Genomic DNA, 16,454 nt, shown 5'->3' with positions numbered 1-16,454 from the left:
AGGTATATAACCCCTATGGGTATATATTCAATGTTGAAAAATTCCGGAATAGACAATGCAACATATATAAATTTGGAGGGATTAAAATGAAAAAGAAAATTATTATTGTAGGTGGAGTTGCGGGAGGAGCAACGGCTGCTGCAAGATTAAGAAGGATTAGCGAAGATGTGGAAATCATCCTTGTGGAACGAGGAGAACATATTTCATTTGCCAATTGTGGACTACCTTATTACATTGGTGAAACAATAAAAGACCGAAGCAAATTGTTAGTGCAAACTGTTAAAGGAATGTCAGAACGGTTTAATCTTGATATCCGCAATTTAAGTGAGGTATTAAGCATTGATCCTGAAAACAAAAAAGTAACCATCAAAAATCTTCAAAATGGTAAAGTGTATGAAGAAGCGTTTGACAAGTTATTATTATCACCTGGAGCAAGACCAATTGTACCACCTATCCCAGGATTAAATGAAAATAAGACTTTATTTACCTTAAGGAATATTCCTGATACAGACAAAATAAAAAACTATGTTGATGTGAAGATGCCTAAGAAGGCAGTTGTTATTGGTGGAGGGTTTATTGGGATAGAAATGGCTGAAAACTTAGTGGATAGAGGAATCGATGTCACCATTATTGAAATGGCTAATCAAATTATGGCTCCGATTGATTTTGAAATGGCTAGTATTTTACACACCCATTTAAAAGAAAAAGGCGTGAATTTAATAGTAGAAAATGGTGTGAAATCTTTGCTGACCAAGGGAAGAAGGTTATCCTTTCTGATGGTACAGAAATCGAAACAGAAATGACGATTCTTTCAATTGGCGTGAGACCAGAGAATGAATTAGCTAAAACTGCAGGATTAAAGTTAGGAGAGCGCGGAGGAATTGTTGTTAATGAATTTCTTCAATCCTCTAATGAAGATATTTATGCTGTTGGGGATGCGGTAGAAGTTGTTGATTATATTAGCGGAACGAAGGCAATGATCCCGCTTGCAGGGCCGGCAAACCGCCAAGGACGAATTGTTGCTAATAATATGATGGGTAAAAATGAGAAGTATCAAGGAACATTGGGCACTTCAATAGCTAAAGTGTTTGACTTAACGGTTGCTGCTACTGGAAACAATGAAAAACTTTTAAAACGTTTAGGTGTTTCTTATGAAGTGGTCCATATTCACCCCAGCTCTCATGCAGGTTATTATCCTGGAGCAGCCCCTATTGCCTTAAAATTAATTTTTGACACAGAGACAGGTAAAATCCTTGGTGCCCAGGCAGTTGGAGCAGATGGTGTTGATAAACGGATTGACGTGATTGCAACGGCAATCAAAGGCGGATTAACTGTTGAAGATTTGACAAACCTTGAATTGTCTTACGCACCACCATATTCTTCGGCTAAAGACCCTGTAAATATGGCTGGATATGTGGCTACTAATATCATGGAAGGTGAATTGGAAATGATTCAGTGGCATGAGGTAGATGAAATTGCTGCTGGTGGAGGACTATTAATAGATGTTCGTGAACCAATGGAGCGTGAATTTGGATTTATTAAAGGTTCAATCAATATTCCTTTAAATGACCTAAGGAATCGACTAGAGGAACTTCCAACGGCACAGACGATTTATGTCAGCTGCCAAGTTGGATTAAGAGGGTATCTTGCAAGCCGGATTCTAAAAAATAATGGATATCAAGTTAAAAATGTGGATGGGGGCTGGAAAACCTATTCTTCTGTGTTCGGAAGTAATATTAACAAAGATGTTAAAACCAAAACAAAAGACCTTGGCGGCACAATTGTAGAAGGTGTAAAAGAAATAAAGGTTGATACAGTAGTTGACGTTACTGGTTTAACTTGTCCGATGCCAATTATTAAGCTTAAAAAAGGTATTGAGTCATTGGATAGTGGACAAGTAATAGAGCTTCATGTAACCGACAGAGGTGCCCTAAATGACCTTCCTGCTTGGTCGAAAAATGCTGGTCACACCCTTTTAAAAACAGAACAAGATAAAAATGTCATTAAATTTTGGATTGAAAAAAAATAAAGATAAAGTTCAAATCCAAATCCATAATTAGGTAGAATGAACAATCTCCATACTTGTTACGGAATGGACAAAAAAATAAAAGGCAGCTATGAAAGCTACCTTCTTTCCTATTGGATCTTAAGAAACCTTATGACTTTCAATATATGTTTCAAAAGCTGGATGAAATTCTTTTTGATAATGTTGATCCGGACATGATTTTATGACAATTGAATTTAAAAAAATGGATTTTTTAGTTTCCAATACTTTGTTATATATTGGACATTGTTCCATAAAAAGTTTTTTAAAAAAGCGCATATCCAGCCTTCATTCCTTTAATTCCTATCATTTTACTGTGTATTATACAATATTCTGGTGAATTTACAATAGCCAACGTTAATTTTATTGTATGGAGGGTAATATATAATGGTGACCAAAAGATTGCCATTTCAATTGATATACAATAACTACAAAAGGATAATGATAATGTTTGATTATACGGTTCTTACGAAAAAAAACTTGGATGAAGCGATTCAAAGTCTAGAGGAGAACTTAAAAGACGAAAAATTTGGTGTCTTATGGAAGTTTGACATTAATGAAAAGCTTCAGGAAAAGGGGCTAGAGTTACATAAACAGTTTAAAGTTCTCGAAGTATGTAACCCTTATGAAGCACAAAGAGTGTTAAATGAAAACGAATTGGCAGGGTATTTCCTGCCATGTAAAATAGTTGTTTATGAAGATACTGGACATACGAAAATTGGGATGCCTAAACCTACCGCGCTTATAAACCTTCTGCATGATGAACAGCTGAAACTACTTGCAAAAGACATTGAAGATCGTTTAATTAGTTGTATCGATAAAAGTGTTTAATCGAGAAATAACGGCTTCTTTAATTTTAATATTATATCCGACCGCCGTATTAATCGCGGTCTTTTTCTATTGTATTGCAACGTGAATTACTTTTTAAGTTATAACTATTGACAACATACCTATATGGGTATATTATAAAACTCGTCAATGAAATTAGTTCATTGAAGGAGGAGTCAAATGATATTTTTTGGGATAACTGCCACAGTTGTAGCCTTAATTTTGTATAATAGATATTTTCCAGTTTTTGGTGTTTGTTGTACCAATTTCAAAGATCTTGAATTGGACAAGATAAACCTTTTAGACATAAGGGATTTTAACGAATCATATAAGAATCCAATTGAAGGAGCGATTATTATCCCTTATGCTTATTTAAAAAGAAATTTAAACCAAATCCCAAATAGGGATTTACATTTAATTGTATCAAGCATACTGGAAAAAAATATAGGAACACGTTATTTAAGAAAAATGAGAGTTCATGTTGTTGGATATACAATTATTAAGGATTCTAAATTATTAAATGAAAATTACTCAAAAATAGAAACTAATTGTTAAGGAGGTAAAAACATGGAATACAATGATCAAACGAAAAATAGAGTAAAACGCATTGAAGGACAGTTAAGAGGAATTTTAAAAATGATGGAAGAAAATAAGGACTGCAAAGAAGTTATCACCCAGTTATCTGCAACTAGAAGTGCCATTGATCGCACTATTGGAGTAATTGTTAGTTCCAATTTAGTGGATTGTGTTCAAAAAGCGAATGAGCATGGGGAAAAAAACATGGAAGAAATAGTAAAAGAAGCTGTTAATTTGCTAGTAAAAAGTAGATAAAAAGGGTTGACACCCTCTTTTATTTTTACTAATATTAATACCTATAGGGGTAATGGTAATTTATTAATAGGAGGATGAAACAATGAATATTACAAAAATAAGTATGATGAGGAAAATGACATTTTAAAGTTTTGGATAAAAAAGGTTGATTTTTTTTGAATTATAAAATACCTAAGCGGGTATTTAAGGATACGTGAAGGAGGTCAATAAATGAATGAACTGAAAAAAACAACAATTGTATTATTTAGTGGAGATTATGATAAAGCAATGGCGGCTTATATTATAGCAAATGGTGCTGCCGCTTATGATCATGAAGTAACCATTTTCCATACGTTTTGGGGATTAAACGCTCTACGTAAAGAAGAAAATATTCCGGTGAAAAAAGGCTTTATGGAAAAAATGTTTGGGAAAATGATGCCAAGAGGCGCTGACAAAATGGGACTTTCAAAAATGAATTTGGTTGGATTCGGTCCTAAATTGATCAAGGATATTATGAAAAAGCATAATGCGATGCCTCTGCCTCAATTAATCGAATTGGCTCTAGAGCAGGATGTAAAACTCGTAGCATGTACCATGACAATGGATTTATTAGGTCTTCAACAAGAGGAACTATTAGATAACATTGAATACGCAGGTGTGGCTGCGTATTTAGCTGATGCTGAGGAAGGTAATGTAAATCTGTTTATTTAAATAGGGATAGGGATTTTTCCCTGCATAAGTGGTATGAGAAGTAGTCAGGCTAGCAAGATCCTAAAAAAATTAGGATTTTCAAAAGTAACAAATGTAGAAGGAGGCATGATTAACATGAACGGTGGAATACTTGCTTGGGAAGGTAAAGTTGAATAAATTTTCAAACAAAATAATACCCTTATGGGTATAAACGGAGGCTTAAAATGGAGAACTTGAAAGCAAACGTCATTTTAGATGCAAAAGGATTGGCATGTCCCATGCCCATAGTGAAAACCAAAAAGGCTATGAATAATTTAGAATCAGGGCGGGTTTTAGAAATTCAAGCAACAGATAAAGGGTCAAAAGCTGATATAAAAGCATGGGCAGTAAGTACAGGACACGAATATCTCGGTACAATTGAAGAAGGAGATGTACTAAAGCATTACCTTCGTAAGTCTAGTGATGAAACCAATGAAAAAATGCACCCAAATGTTATTAATAATGAATTTTTAGAGAAAAAGCTTGAAGCAAATGAAAACATCGTAGTTATCGATGTAAGAGAAGCTGTAGAATATGCTTTTAACCATATTCCTAGCGCTATCTCCATTCCATTAGGTGAATTGGAAAACAGATTAAATGAATTAAATAAACAAGCTGAAATTTTTGTGGTTTGCCGGACTGGTAGCCGCAGCGATCTTGCTGCACAGAAATTAACGGAAAACGGTTTTACAAACGTAATTAATGTTGTACCAGGTATGAGTCAATGGAATGGTAAAACAACAGGTATCAATAACTAAAAACTAGGAGGAATTAACAATGAATAAAAAAGTAGCGATTATTGCAAGTAATGGTGGATTATTTGATGCATTCAAGGTATTCAATATTGCAACGGCAGCCGCAGCAACTGATCAGGAAGTGGCTATTTTCTTTACATTTGAAGGTTTAAACTTAATCCACAAAGATGCTAACAAACAACTTCCGATGCCTGAAGGGAAAGAACATTTCGCAGAAGGTTTTGCAAAGGCAAACGTTCCATCTATTCCTGAACTATCAGCAATGGCACAAGAAATGGGTGTGAAATTCATCGGATGCCAAATGACAATGGATGTAATGGGATTAGAAAAAGAAAGTTTTGTAGATGGAATTGAAGTGGGTGGAGCTGTTACATTTTTAGAATTTGCGAAAGACGCGGATGTAACCCTAACTTTTTAATCTTGCATATTTTTTTAAAAATAATAATACCATAGGGGGTAAAAAGAAAATGACTGTTAATGTAATGACTTCAAAAGAAGTAACAATAAAAGTGTTTAATAAAGAAAAATTGTTTATTCTAGATGTTCGAAACGAAAGTGATTTTCAAGATTGGAAAATCGATGGTGAAAACTTTGAGTATTTAAATATTCCGTACTTTGAATTACTTGATGGTGTAGAAGGAATTATTGAAAAAATTCCAACTGATAAGGAAGTATTAGTCGTTTGTGCAAAGGAAGGCTCATCGGTTATGGTAGCCGATATGCTTTCTGAAACAGGATTATCTGTTTCTTATCTAAAAGGTGGAATGAAAGCTTGGAGTGAACATTTAGAACCCGTTAAAGTTGGAGATTTAAATAAAGGAGGAGAAATTTACCAGTTTGTAAGAATTGGTAAAGGCTGCTTAACCTATATGGTTATTTCTAATCGTGAGGCTGCTTTGATTGATGCTACGCGAATGACTGACATCTATATTGATTTTGCTGAAAGTATCGGTGCAAAAATAACTCATGTTTTGGATACACACCTTCATGCTGACCATATTTCTGGAGGACGAACAATTGCTGAGAAAACTGGCGCAACTTACTGGCTTCCGCCAAAGGATGCAACAGAAGTAACTTTTGACTACCAAGCACTCGAAGACGGTAATGAGGTCACAATCGGTGATACTACCATTAATATTCACGCGTTGTTTTCTCCCGGACATACGATTGGATCTACATCATTTGTTGTTGATAAGAAGTTCTTACTGTCAGGAGACATTTTATTCATCGATTCAATTGGAAGACCAGACCTAGCAGGTAAAGCGGAAGATTGGGTGGGGGATTTAAGAGAAACGCTTTATAACCGTTACAGGGAATTATCAGAAGACCTAATTGTTCTTCCTGCCCATTTTATGATAATTGACGAATTAAATGATGATGGCAGTGTGTCGGAAAAATTAGGAACATTGTTCGCAAAAAATCATGGTCTTAACATAGAAGATGAAAAAGAATTCAGAAAAATGGTAACCGAAAACCTACCACCACAGCCAAACGCTTATCAAGAGATTCGTGAAACAAATATGGGGAAAATAAATCCTGATTTAGACAAACAAAGAGAAATGGAAATCGGACCAAACCGCTGCGCGGTTCGATAATCAAAAATAGGAGGAATACAGAAATGGAAGCTGCAAAAGTATTAGATGCAAAAGGGTTAGCTTGTCCTATGCCAATTGTGAAAACAAAAAAAGCTATTACTGAACTTGATTCAGGGCAAGTGTTAGAAGTTCATACAACAGATAAAGGGGCAAAAAATGACCTAACGGCTTGGGCTAAGTCAGGCGGTCATGAATTATTAAAACATGAAGAAGAAAATGGCGTGTTAAAGTTTTGGATTAAAAAAGGGTAAAAATTAAGGGAACCAACTTAGGTTCCCTTTTTAAAAAAGGAGGACAACATGGATATTAGCTTTATTATTACGATCTTCCTAATTGGATTTGTTGGATCATTTATTTCAGGGATGTTAGGTATTGGTGGTGCTATTATCAATTTCCCAATGTTATTGTACATTCCAGTTTTACTAGGGGTAGGGCATTTTACAGCACATGAAGTTTCAGGAATAACAGCCATCCAAGTTTTCTTTGCCACAATTGGTGGAGTTTTGGCTTACCGTAAAGGTGGGTTTTTAAATAAAACACTAATTACCTACATGGGAATAAGTATTTTGATTGGAAGCTTTATTGGGGGATTTGGCTCCACTCACATGCCGGAAAGCGGAATCAATATTGTATATGGAATTTTAGCATTGATTGCCGTTATCATGATATTTGTTCCGAAAAGAGGGATTGATGACATTCCTTTAGAACAAGTTAAATTTAACAAATGGCTTGCTGGGCTCTTTGCTTTCATCGTCGGGATTGGAGCTGGTATCGTTGGAGCTGGAGGCGCATTCCTATTGGTCCCAATTATGCTTACTGTATTAAAGATTCCTACAAGAATGACTATTGCCTCATCCTTAGCTATTACATTTATATCATCGATTGGAGCGGTTACCGGAAAAGTTTCAACAGGACAAGTGGCAATCCTGCCTTCGATTATCATGGTTGTGGCTAGCTTAATTGCCTCACCATTAGGAGCTAATGCTGGGAAAAAAGTAAATACAAAAGTTTTACAAATTATTATGGGGATTTTAATATTAGCTACAGCAGTCAAAACATGGATGGAAATTTTATAAGCGTATCGAAGCTGGGGGCAATTGCCTCTTTTTTTATACAAAAGTTAGGGATAAGTAAAAAACAGACGAAAATTAATCGTCTGTTTTTAACATTTAATTGTTTAAGATACTATCAGCATTCGTATTGTTCTTCATTTTAGATACACAATCTTTATGCACTTCTTTTAGTTCTTTTTCACTTAATTTAGGCTGCTTTTCTTGCATGAAAGGGAGCATTTCTTTAAAATTCCCTACTTTGCAATCGATCTTGTTACTTGCAGCCATTACTCCGGTTCCTAATCCAAGTAATAAGACTAGCGTAAAAGCACCTGTTGCTAATTTTTTCATTTTGGTTTTCCTCCTATTGTAACTTCCTTCTACAATATCATTATAAAATGTTTTTCAAATACCGCATGGGGTAATTGTGACAACTTAAAGAAATCTTTAACTTCATGCTGCTAGGCTCCTTATTAGAAAAATTTTCAAGGAATGGTCCTGGTAAAACCCCCAGATTTTCCTCCTCAAGACAATTATTAGACTTATTATTAAATGAGTTATAGACAAGATTCCAAACAAAAACGCCTTGCATATTATACTACGAGGTGATTTCACCATGAAAGTTAAATATGCAGAAAGAGGAACTTTTGATCCGGAGAAAGCGGCTAGAGGATTGATTGAATTATTTAATAAAACTAACAAGCAAAATATTCAAGAAAAAAAAACAATTGCTAATGCAAAACTTAAAGCAAATTAAACTCGTGTACCATTAAGGTATACGAGTTTCTTTTATTATGGAGTAAAAACCTTTAGTTTAAATGTTTATACATTGAATTTAGGAAATTAACAGATGTAAAATGTCTTGATGGTAACTATGTATACGAGGTTAATAAGAGCGAAGGGCTATATATTGAGGAAGCCTTGCAATTACTCTCCGAATATGATGGAACTGTATTGGAGCAAGAACAAATTGATATTGAGTATAAGTTTTTTTTCGGAGACTTAGTTCAAGTAAGTGGATATAGTGCGGATTTATTTAAAGTCGTTGGGTTCCGCACGGAAATTTGGCGCTATAAAGAAGATGCATGGGAAGATGTAATATATGAGCTATCACGTGTTAGTGATGGGGAATGGCTAGAAGCAGGCGAAGAAGAATTAACCCTTGTTGCTGATGCTGAAAATGCTGATACATTCATTCAAAAGCTGGGCCTTCTATACTTAGTCAATCAACAGGAAAAGGTGGATAAAAAACCACAGCCAAACAACATGGTTAGAAAAGCAGAATTTGAAGAAATGGAACGAAAAAAGGAAAAGAAAGAACTAATAGATAATTTATTGGACATCTTTAATGATTACAGAATTTTATATGAAATGTTCCAAGATCAAGAATATTATCAAGTGATGCGAGTCATTATTAGAAAATTAAAAAGTCTTGGAAGTAATGATGACAAAAGCCATGTGTAGTCACCATCTGGAAATGACGAAAAAAAGATACAAAACAAATGGAATTCCACCCCATTTTATTAGAAAAAACATGGAGCCAGTAATCTTCTCAAATAATTGGAGAGTTAGTCCATCCTCACGGTTAACATCTTCTATAAAAGCCTCAAACTTCAATTGTAAATTTGACACAGGATCACCTCAGCGTTTTCTTTTTTAACATCCTATGCTTGTCCTAACAAAAATAGAAACTTATTCTTCTTAAATATTTTCTTCCATTCAATTAACAATCGATCTACTTAAATAGAAATCATTCATTTCTAAAGTATCTAGCATGAAAAGATCATGTACAACATACATTCTCTAAAAAGGGGGCGATGCTATGAGAGAAATTGAAGTCTTTATTGATACAGAAGAAATTGCCGAATTTTTCTTTCATGAGCTTGTAAAAAGGGGATACGTTCCTAGTGAAGAAGAGTTAGAAGAGCTTGCAGACATCACTTTCGAATATTTAATTGAAAAAAGTATTATTGATGAAGAAGTAGAGGATGAATAATCAGCAATTACAATATTGAGAAGATCAAACTCTTCCATTAATCATAGATGATGATAAAAGACGAGCAGTCGATGCTCGCCTTTATTTTTTAAGACACCATGAACCGGAATACATATGAATATGATTTTGTTTTTAGAAATCGTGAAACCTTTTTATATTTACATCGTAATACAGTTACGAACCTAAAGGGGGAAAAGGGATGCTCAAAAAAATCCTTAAATCTATATTCAAAAGTAAACTTTCACATCAAAATCATTATGGATCTTCCAGTGATGCCTGGAAGAAAATGAATCATCATAAGCACAGCCATTACGGTCATCATCATTATAAAAAGAAACATAAAAGCGGTAGTTTTATGTCAAGTTTCTTTAGTAGTTAACCAGGTGCACTGGGATGCTCAAAAAATTCATCCTCACTTTTTCCGACCTTTTGGAACGACCCTTCTCACCTGAAGAAAGGATTGAAGAACGTTATCAGGTAATTAAACATCTTGGCAGGGGGAGCTACGGTCACAGCTATTTGGTGTGGGATCACTCTCTTCAACAAAAAAAGGTGTTAAAGGCATTAAGGCTTCATAAGCGGATAACTAGGTCTGGACGTAGGGGCTTTGAACTAGAAAAAGAATTAATGATGGCGATTAATCATTCTGGATTTCCAAAATATTTTGAAGATGGAATCTATAAAAATATCCCTTTTTATACAATGGAATTTATTGAAGGTAAGAATTTTGAACAGCTTATTTTTGCAGACGGAAGAAAAATATCAGAAAAAGATGCTTTTAAGATAGTGAATGATTTACTGTGTTACATTGAATATCTGCATAGTCACAACATTATTCATAGAGATATACGCATCCCTAATGTTATTTTTGATGGTTCTAACATTCGTCTGATTGACTTGGGATTAGCAAGATATCTCGATAAAGAAAAAGAAGTAGTGGCGATTAAGGGGAATAATTTTCGTAAAGAAATGAAATTCCAAGCAGATTTCTATGGACTTGGTCATTTTCTTTTATTTTTGTTATATTCCAATTTTTCCTTTGGGGAAGCAGATAAAGAAAAAAGCTGGGAAGAGGAATTAGCTATATCAAATGAGGCCAAACACATCATTAGAAGGTTATTACAGATTGACCCTGCTTATGAGCAATGTGGCCAGATCAGAGCGGATATAAAAAATTTAGAGGTAATATAGGAGGAGAGAAGGATGTCTTTTTTTAACAAGGTATTTGCTAGTGTAGGGATTGGCTCTGCAGCCGTTGATACTAAGCTTGAAAAGGATACGTACATGCCTGGAGAGACTGTTCAGGGTATAGTTGAAATTAGCGGCGGCAAGGTTGAACAACAGATTGACGAGATTTACCTATCCTTAAATACCACCTATTTAAGAGAATCAGATGACCGAAAATATAATGTAACAGCAATGATTGATCGATTTCGCTTAACGACCCCGTTCACCATTCACGCTAATGAAAAAAAGGAAATTCCTTTTTCATTTCAGCTCCCGTTTGATACACCTCTTTCAATAGGCCGGTCAAGGGTTTGGGTTACAACAGGACTGGATATTAAGGGTGGTGTTGATCCAAGTGATAAAGACTTTCTAAAGGTTGTTCCTAATCCATTAATGTCTGCGGTCTTTGCTGCCGTTGAAAATCTAGGCTTTCGAATTCGAGAAGCTGATTGTGAAGAGGCACCAAGGCGTTTACGCGGGCGCTTACCCTTTGTTCAAGAATTTGAATTTGTTCCAACATCTGGCCCATTTCGTGGCAGATTAGATGAATTAGAAATGGTTTTTAGCTCTAGTGGAAATGGAGCGCTAAATATGATGTTCCAAGTCGATCGACGGGCAAGGGGACTTTCAGGCTTATTTTCAGAGGCATTGGGAACAGATGAAACAAATGTAAGATTAACCGTTACAAACGCTGATATTCCATATATTCAGCAACAGATTCAAAACCTTATTCAAAGATTCTCCTAATAATCAAAGAGGAGGTTTCAAAATCAGGGTCAAGACCCTTTTTGAAACCTCCTTTTTTTTTGTTTTATAGGAATTATAGATTGCATCACTGTGAATAACTTTTGATGAGTAAGATTCGTCTAGCTCCAGCGCCCAGCGACTAGTGTACTTCGCCCATCTCCCTACGATAAGTCAACATCGAATCGCTATCGCTCTTCGTGTTTCCTTTATCTCAGTCGATGTGCTCCAGTCCATACGTCGCTAAACGGGCGCTTGCGCTTTTTTTCCTAAAATCTCACAAGAAACGGCTTAACTTTTAAAAAAGGTGAAAATCGACAAAATTAGTGGTGATTCTCTAGAGGATTTGACATTGATTATCACTAATTATTAGAATAGACAATTAATTCAAAAAATGGAGGGATATATGATGATCAAAATGTTAACCAAAAAAGCATGTATTCAATATGATGTTACGATCTTTCAAACTCCAAAGTACCGTGAATACAAAGGTTATAAAGAAGTGTATCGAACCACAATCCCAGCGAATAACCGTGAACATTGTTTGCAAGAAACGTTTAAACGATTTAATGTGTCCGATAGGATCCCGTTAAACTATAATGGGAGATTTCTTTCAACAGGGGATATTATCTTAATTGATGAAGGTCGAGCAGGTCAGTATTATTTTCAATTAAAACCAGGAGGATGGTTTCCAATCAACCGAATTCTTATTCGCTAACCAAATTAAACAAGAGGATGTCCCAAAACAAGGAGTCAGACCTCAATTGCTGACCTTTTTGAGACATCCCCATTGCTAATCTACACGATTCATTTGTGGTAGATTAATCATCTCTTTCGCCCGCCAGCTGCGTTATGTTCTTTTTCGTGTGCTTCATTTTCTGACACAATGGCCTCTGCAGGGATGTGATTATTTTTCTTTTGTCCATTTATACGACTTCGGTGTTTTTTTCCCAACTATAACCCCTCCTTTAAATCTAAAAATAGTTTCCCACAATTTCAAAAAATCATGTTCAATTCGTAATACGTTTTCAAGAAAAAACGTTTATGTTATAGTGACTATGGTACAGACTGATACTTGTACTTACTTTTGACTGGAGGTTTATAAATGAGTGTACATATTGGTGCAAAAGAAAATGAAATTGCGGATACTGTCTTGCTTCCTGGGGATCCACTTCGCGCGAAACATATAGCTGAAACATTTTTAGAGGGTGCAACCTGTTATAACGAAGTCCGAAATATGTTCGGATTCACGGGAACATACAAAGGAAAAAGAATTTCTGTTCAAGGAACAGGGATGGGCGTACCATCTATTTCAATATATGTGAATGAATTAATGCAAAGCTATAACGTCCAAAACCTAATCCGTGTAGGTACCTGTGGTGCCATCCAAAAGGATGTAAAAGTTCGCGATGTTATTTTAGCGATGACAAGTTCTACGGACTCAAACATTAATCGTCTAACCTTTGGACATGTAGATTTTGCTCCAACTGCTAACTTTGATTTACTAAGAAAAGCGTATGATGCCGGTGTAGCAAAAGGTCTTAACTTAAAGGTAGGTAATATTTTTACTGCTGATTCTTTTTATAATGATAATGCCGACCTTGAAAAGTGGGCAAAATATCAAATTTTGGCAATTGAAATGGAAACTACAGCACTTTATACACTAGCCGCAAAATTCAACCGAAAAGCTCTTTCTGTTTTAACGGTTAGTGACCATATTCTTACAGGTGAAGAGACAACAGCGGAGGAAAGACAATTGACATTTAACGATATGATTGAGGTTGCTTTAGAAGCAGCGATCAAGGAATAAAAGGATAGTCATGCCTCTACCGATTTAGGGAGAGGTTTTTCTTTTTTTATAAAGGAACTTTATTGGATTATGGAGAATTAAAATGATAGTACTAATGGCAAAAAGATAGGACAATCCTCATCGGAAAATGGTGAAAAAATTGTAGAATAAAAAAAAAGGCAATTCTGTGACAATTAGAAAGACATATTGATATATATAGGGTGCTGGGGTATTGTATTAGTGAGGTGGATGTAATGAAAGAGCAGCTCAAATTGGATATTACCGGAATGACCTGTGCGGCATGTTCAACGAGAATTGAAAAAGTGTTGAATAAAATGGACGGCGTCGAAGCGAATGTCAATTTAGCGATGGAAAGTGCCGCCATTTCATTTGAAAAAGAAGTTGTGTCAAGCAGTGATATTATCGCAAAAATTGAAAATCTAGGATATGGTGTGCGCCTGGAAAAATCAGAGCTTGATGTTTTTGGGATGACCTGTGCAGCCTGCTCAAGCAGAATTGAAAAAGTAGTGAATAAAATGGATGGAGTTAAACACGCAACGGTGAATTTAGCTACAGAATCAGCTTCCATTGAATATAATTCTGGAGAAATTACGATCGAGAATATCATTGAACGAATTAGTAAACTAGGCTATGACGCAAAAGAAAAGGTAAAACGGGAAACAAAACAGCAGTATAAGGAAGAGGAAATTAAACAAAAAAAACGGAAATTCTTTCTTTCTGTGATTTTGTCAATTCCCCTATTGTATACAATGCTAGCCCACTTACCAGTGGATTTAGGTTTGCCAATGCCACATATCTTGATGAACCCATGGTTTCAATTTCTGTTGGCTACACCTGTCCAGTTTTATATTGGGGGACCGTTTTATGTTGCTGCCTATAAGGCGCTAAAAAATAAAAGTGCAAATATGGACGTCCTTGTTGCCCTTGGAACCTCGGCAGCCTATTTTTATAGCTTGGCAGAAGGAATGAAAACAATTGGAAATCCTTCCTATATGCCGCATCTCTATTTTGAAACAAGTGCTGTTCTTATTACTTTAATTCTTTTAGGAAAATTATTTGAAATCATTGCAAAAGGAAGAACGACAGTTGCTATTTCCAAGCTGCTAAACCTCCAAGCTAAAGAAGCAACGGTTATAAGAGATGGTTTGGAACTGCTAATTCCGATTGATGAGGTAAGGGTAGAGGATCGCTTATTAGTGAAACCTGGTGAGAAGATCCCTGTTGATGGGGAAGTGATTTTTGGACAGTCTTCCGTTGACGAATCCATGATCACAGGTGAGTCTATTCCAGTAGAAAAGTCTGTTGGAGATACCCTGATTGGATCAACCATTAATAAAAATGGTACCTTGACCATGAAAGCGATAAAGGTTGGTAAGGATACGGCTTTAGCGGGCATTATAAAAATTGTAGAAGAAGCCCAGGGAAGTAAGGCTCCAATCCAACGATTAGCAGATACGATATCTGGGTACTTTGTTCCAGTCGTGGTGGCTATTTCTTTGTTGACATTTCTAATTTGGTATTTATTTATAAATCCGGGTGATTTTCCATCAGCATTAGAAACGGCCATTGCGGTTCTCGTTATTGCCTGTCCTTGTTCTCTTGGCCTTGCAACCCCTACGTCAATCATGGTTGGTACGGGAAAAGGAGCTGAGATGGGTATTCTGTTTAAAGGTGGGGAACACCTGGAGACGACTCATAAGATTAATGCCGTTGTCCTAGATAAAACAGGAACTATTACTAAAGGACAACCAACCGTTACTGATTTTATTGCCTATCAGGATGAGAAAGAAGTTCTACAATACCTCGTTTCTGCTGAGAAATCTTCTGAGCATCCGCTTGCTGAAGCAATTGTAAAGTTTGGTATGGAAAGAAGAACAAGTACGCTTCCTGTTAAACGGTTTAAAGCTATACCAGGTTATGGAATTGAAGCTAGAATTGGTGATGATGAAATATTTGTAGGTACACGAAAACTAATGGATTTAAAAAACATATCCTATGTAACTCTAGAAAAAGATTTGCTCCGATTTGAATCGGAAGGAAAAACGGCCATGTATATTGCCATTAATGCTACAATCATGGGTATGGTAGCAGTTGCCGATACTGTGAAAGAAACGGCGAAGCTGGCGGTACAACAATTATCACAATTAGGGATTGAAGTATACATGCTTACAGGTGATAATAAACGCACGGCAACAGCAATTGCCCAGCAGGTTGGGATCCAAAATGTGATCGCAGAAGTACTTCCAGAGGAAAAGGCAAATCATGTGAAAGAACTACAGCTTAAAGGGTTCCGAGTCGCTATGGTAGGGGATGGAATAAATGACGCACCAGCACTGGCTGTAGCCGATATTGGGATTGCAATTGGTACTGGAACAGATGTCGCCATTGAAGCGGCCGACCTAACGATTCTCGGTGGTGATCTTATATTGATTCCAAAGGCAATTGCATTAAGCAAAAAAACGATGCAAAACATACGTCAAAATCTATTCTGGGCTCTTATTTACAATTCGGGAGGTATCCCAATTGCAGCCCTTGGATTGTTAGCCCCTTGGGTTGCTGGGGCCGCCATGGCATTCAGTTCCGTATCAGTTGTGACTAACTCACTTCGTTTGAAGCGAGTTAAAATATAAATAAAAAAGTGAGGTAATATCTTCATGGAAAAAACAACATTACAAGTATCCGGAATGACCTGCGGGCATTGTGAAAAGGCAGTCAAAACAGCTCTGCTTAATATAGCTGGTGTATCCGATGTGTCTGTTTCATTAAAGGACGGCAAAGTTGAGGTTGAATATGATTTAGGCAAAGCAACGGTTGGAGCGTTAAAAGAAGCTGTCGAAGACCAAGGCTACGATGTAGCCTAAATA

General features: G+C 36.0%; 21 protein-coding genes and 2 pseudogenes. 21 read left to right on the top strand and 2 right to left on the bottom strand.

The genetic code is table 11. From position 1 onward, the window contains the following. Window positions 1–86: 86 nt before the first annotated feature. The 12 genes and pseudogenes from AC3ANL_RS16515 to AC3ANL_RS16460 all read left to right on the top strand — a co-directional run. Window positions 87–913 (top strand): annotated as a pseudogene (locus AC3ANL_RS16515) (NAD(P)/FAD-dependent oxidoreductase); the annotation flags it as partial. 63 nt (window positions 914–976) lie between these two features. Continuing rightward, window positions 977–2,029, top strand: a complete 1,053-nt coding sequence (locus tag AC3ANL_RS16510) for a sulfurtransferase TusA family protein (RefSeq protein ID WP_488329751.1) — start codon at window positions 977–979, stop codon at window positions 2,027–2,029. Window positions 2,030–2,491: 462 nt separating this feature from the next. Continuing rightward, window positions 2,492–2,875: a DUF302 domain-containing protein gene (locus tag AC3ANL_RS16505; protein ID WP_488325500.1), complete on the top strand. Its 384-nt coding sequence runs from the start codon at window positions 2,492–2,494 to the stop codon at window positions 2,873–2,875. A gap of 177 nt (window positions 2,876–3,052) precedes the next feature. Further along, window positions 3,053–3,427, top strand: a complete 375-nt coding sequence (locus AC3ANL_RS16500) for a hypothetical protein (RefSeq protein WP_488325499.1) — start codon at window positions 3,053–3,055, stop codon at window positions 3,425–3,427. A gap of 12 nt (window positions 3,428–3,439) precedes the next feature. Then, entirely contained in the window at window positions 3,440–3,703 is a 264-nt protein-coding gene (locus AC3ANL_RS16495; protein WP_488325498.1) for a metal-sensitive transcriptional regulator, read from the top strand. Window positions 3,704–3,913: 210 nt separating this feature from the next. Further along, window positions 3,914–4,393 carry a DsrE/DsrF/DrsH-like family protein gene (locus tag AC3ANL_RS16490; protein ID WP_488325497.1) on the top strand — a complete coding sequence of 160 codons (480 nt, stop codon included), beginning with the start codon at window positions 3,914–3,916 and terminating at the stop codon, window positions 4,391–4,393. A 21-nt stretch (window positions 4,394–4,414) separates the two neighbouring features. Next, window positions 4,415–4,549 (top strand): annotated as a pseudogene (locus AC3ANL_RS16485) (rhodanese-like domain-containing protein); the annotation flags it as partial. Between the two features lie 47 nt (window positions 4,550–4,596). Continuing rightward, entirely contained in the window at window positions 4,597–5,169 is a 573-nt protein-coding gene (locus AC3ANL_RS16480) for a sulfurtransferase TusA family protein (RefSeq protein WP_488325496.1), read from the top strand. Between the two features lie 19 nt (window positions 5,170–5,188). Further along, window positions 5,189–5,584: a DsrE/DsrF/DrsH-like family protein gene (locus AC3ANL_RS16475; RefSeq protein ID WP_488325495.1), complete on the top strand. Its 396-nt coding sequence runs from the start codon at window positions 5,189–5,191 to the stop codon at window positions 5,582–5,584. Window positions 5,585–5,633: 49 nt separating this feature from the next. Then, entirely contained in the window at window positions 5,634–6,761 is a 1,128-nt protein-coding gene (locus AC3ANL_RS16470; protein ID WP_488325494.1) for an MBL fold metallo-hydrolase, read from the top strand. Between the two features lie 23 nt (window positions 6,762–6,784). Further along, window positions 6,785–7,012 carry a sulfurtransferase TusA family protein gene (locus AC3ANL_RS16465; RefSeq protein WP_488325493.1) on the top strand — a complete coding sequence of 76 codons (228 nt, stop codon included), beginning with the start codon at window positions 6,785–6,787 and terminating at the stop codon, window positions 7,010–7,012. A gap of 48 nt (window positions 7,013–7,060) precedes the next feature. After that, window positions 7,061–7,837, top strand: coding sequence for a sulfite exporter TauE/SafE family protein (locus tag AC3ANL_RS16460; protein WP_488325492.1), 777 nt, complete (start codon window positions 7,061–7,063; stop codon window positions 7,835–7,837). A 93-nt stretch (window positions 7,838–7,930) separates the two neighbouring features. On the opposite strand, the gene AC3ANL_RS16455 is transcribed toward AC3ANL_RS16460, so the two are convergent. Next, the gene (locus AC3ANL_RS16455; RefSeq protein ID WP_488325491.1) at window positions 7,931–8,164 is read right to left on the bottom strand and encodes a hypothetical protein; all 234 of its coding nucleotides are present in this window, start codon (window positions 8,162–8,164) and stop codon (window positions 7,931–7,933) included. A gap of 265 nt (window positions 8,165–8,429) precedes the next feature. Here AC3ANL_RS16455 and AC3ANL_RS16450 point away from each other — a divergent pair, with 265 nt between their 5' ends. The 6 genes from AC3ANL_RS16450 (at window position 8,430) to AC3ANL_RS16425 (ending at window position 12,498) form a co-directional block, all read left to right on the top strand. After that, a complete protein-coding gene (locus AC3ANL_RS16450; RefSeq protein ID WP_488325490.1) occupies window positions 8,430–8,570 on the top strand; it encodes a hypothetical protein in 141 nt (46 codons plus the stop codon). Window positions 8,571–8,641: 71 nt separating this feature from the next. Further along, window positions 8,642–9,277, top strand: coding sequence for a hypothetical protein (locus AC3ANL_RS16445; RefSeq protein ID WP_488329750.1), 636 nt, complete (start codon window positions 8,642–8,644; stop codon window positions 9,275–9,277). A 358-nt stretch (window positions 9,278–9,635) separates the two neighbouring features. Then, window positions 9,636–9,809: a YozD family protein gene (locus tag AC3ANL_RS16440; RefSeq protein ID WP_066088900.1), complete on the top strand. Its 174-nt coding sequence runs from the start codon at window positions 9,636–9,638 to the stop codon at window positions 9,807–9,809. 393 nt (window positions 9,810–10,202) lie between these two features. Further along, the gene (locus AC3ANL_RS16435) at window positions 10,203–11,000 is read left to right on the top strand and encodes a serine/threonine-protein kinase (protein ID WP_488325489.1); all 798 of its coding nucleotides are present in this window, start codon (window positions 10,203–10,205) and stop codon (window positions 10,998–11,000) included. A gap of 12 nt (window positions 11,001–11,012) precedes the next feature. After that, window positions 11,013–11,783, top strand: a complete 771-nt coding sequence (locus tag AC3ANL_RS16430; protein ID WP_488325488.1) for a sporulation protein — start codon at window positions 11,013–11,015, stop codon at window positions 11,781–11,783. Between the two features lie 403 nt (window positions 11,784–12,186). Continuing rightward, on the top strand, window positions 12,187–12,498 hold the full coding sequence (locus tag AC3ANL_RS16425) for a YodL domain-containing protein (RefSeq protein WP_488325487.1): 312 nt from the start codon (window positions 12,187–12,189) through the stop codon (window positions 12,496–12,498). Window positions 12,499–12,605: 107 nt separating this feature from the next. Here AC3ANL_RS16425 and AC3ANL_RS16420 read toward each other — a convergent pair whose 3' ends face one another. Continuing rightward, entirely contained in the window at window positions 12,606–12,734 is a 129-nt protein-coding gene (locus AC3ANL_RS16420) for a hypothetical protein (RefSeq protein WP_488325486.1), read from the bottom strand. 151 nt (window positions 12,735–12,885) lie between these two features. Here AC3ANL_RS16420 and deoD point away from each other — a divergent pair, with 151 nt between their 5' ends. From deoD to copZ, 3 genes are all read left to right on the top strand, one after another. Next, window positions 12,886–13,590, top strand: coding sequence for a purine-nucleoside phosphorylase (gene deoD, locus AC3ANL_RS16415; RefSeq protein WP_488325485.1), 705 nt, complete (start codon window positions 12,886–12,888; stop codon window positions 13,588–13,590). 233 nt (window positions 13,591–13,823) lie between these two features. Further along, the gene (locus tag AC3ANL_RS16410) at window positions 13,824–16,220 is read left to right on the top strand and encodes a heavy metal translocating P-type ATPase (RefSeq protein WP_488325484.1); all 2,397 of its coding nucleotides are present in this window, start codon (window positions 13,824–13,826) and stop codon (window positions 16,218–16,220) included. Between the two features lie 24 nt (window positions 16,221–16,244). Beyond that, window positions 16,245–16,451, top strand: a complete 207-nt coding sequence (copZ, locus tag AC3ANL_RS16405; RefSeq protein ID WP_488325483.1) for a copper chaperone CopZ — start codon at window positions 16,245–16,247, stop codon at window positions 16,449–16,451. The last annotated feature ends 3 nt before the right edge of the window (window positions 16,452–16,454 follow it).

The organism is Neobacillus sp. DHD-1R (genome assembly GCF_057747995.1).
Note: the sequence above shows the minus strand (reverse complement) of the source record. Positions and strands in the feature narration are given on the sequence as shown.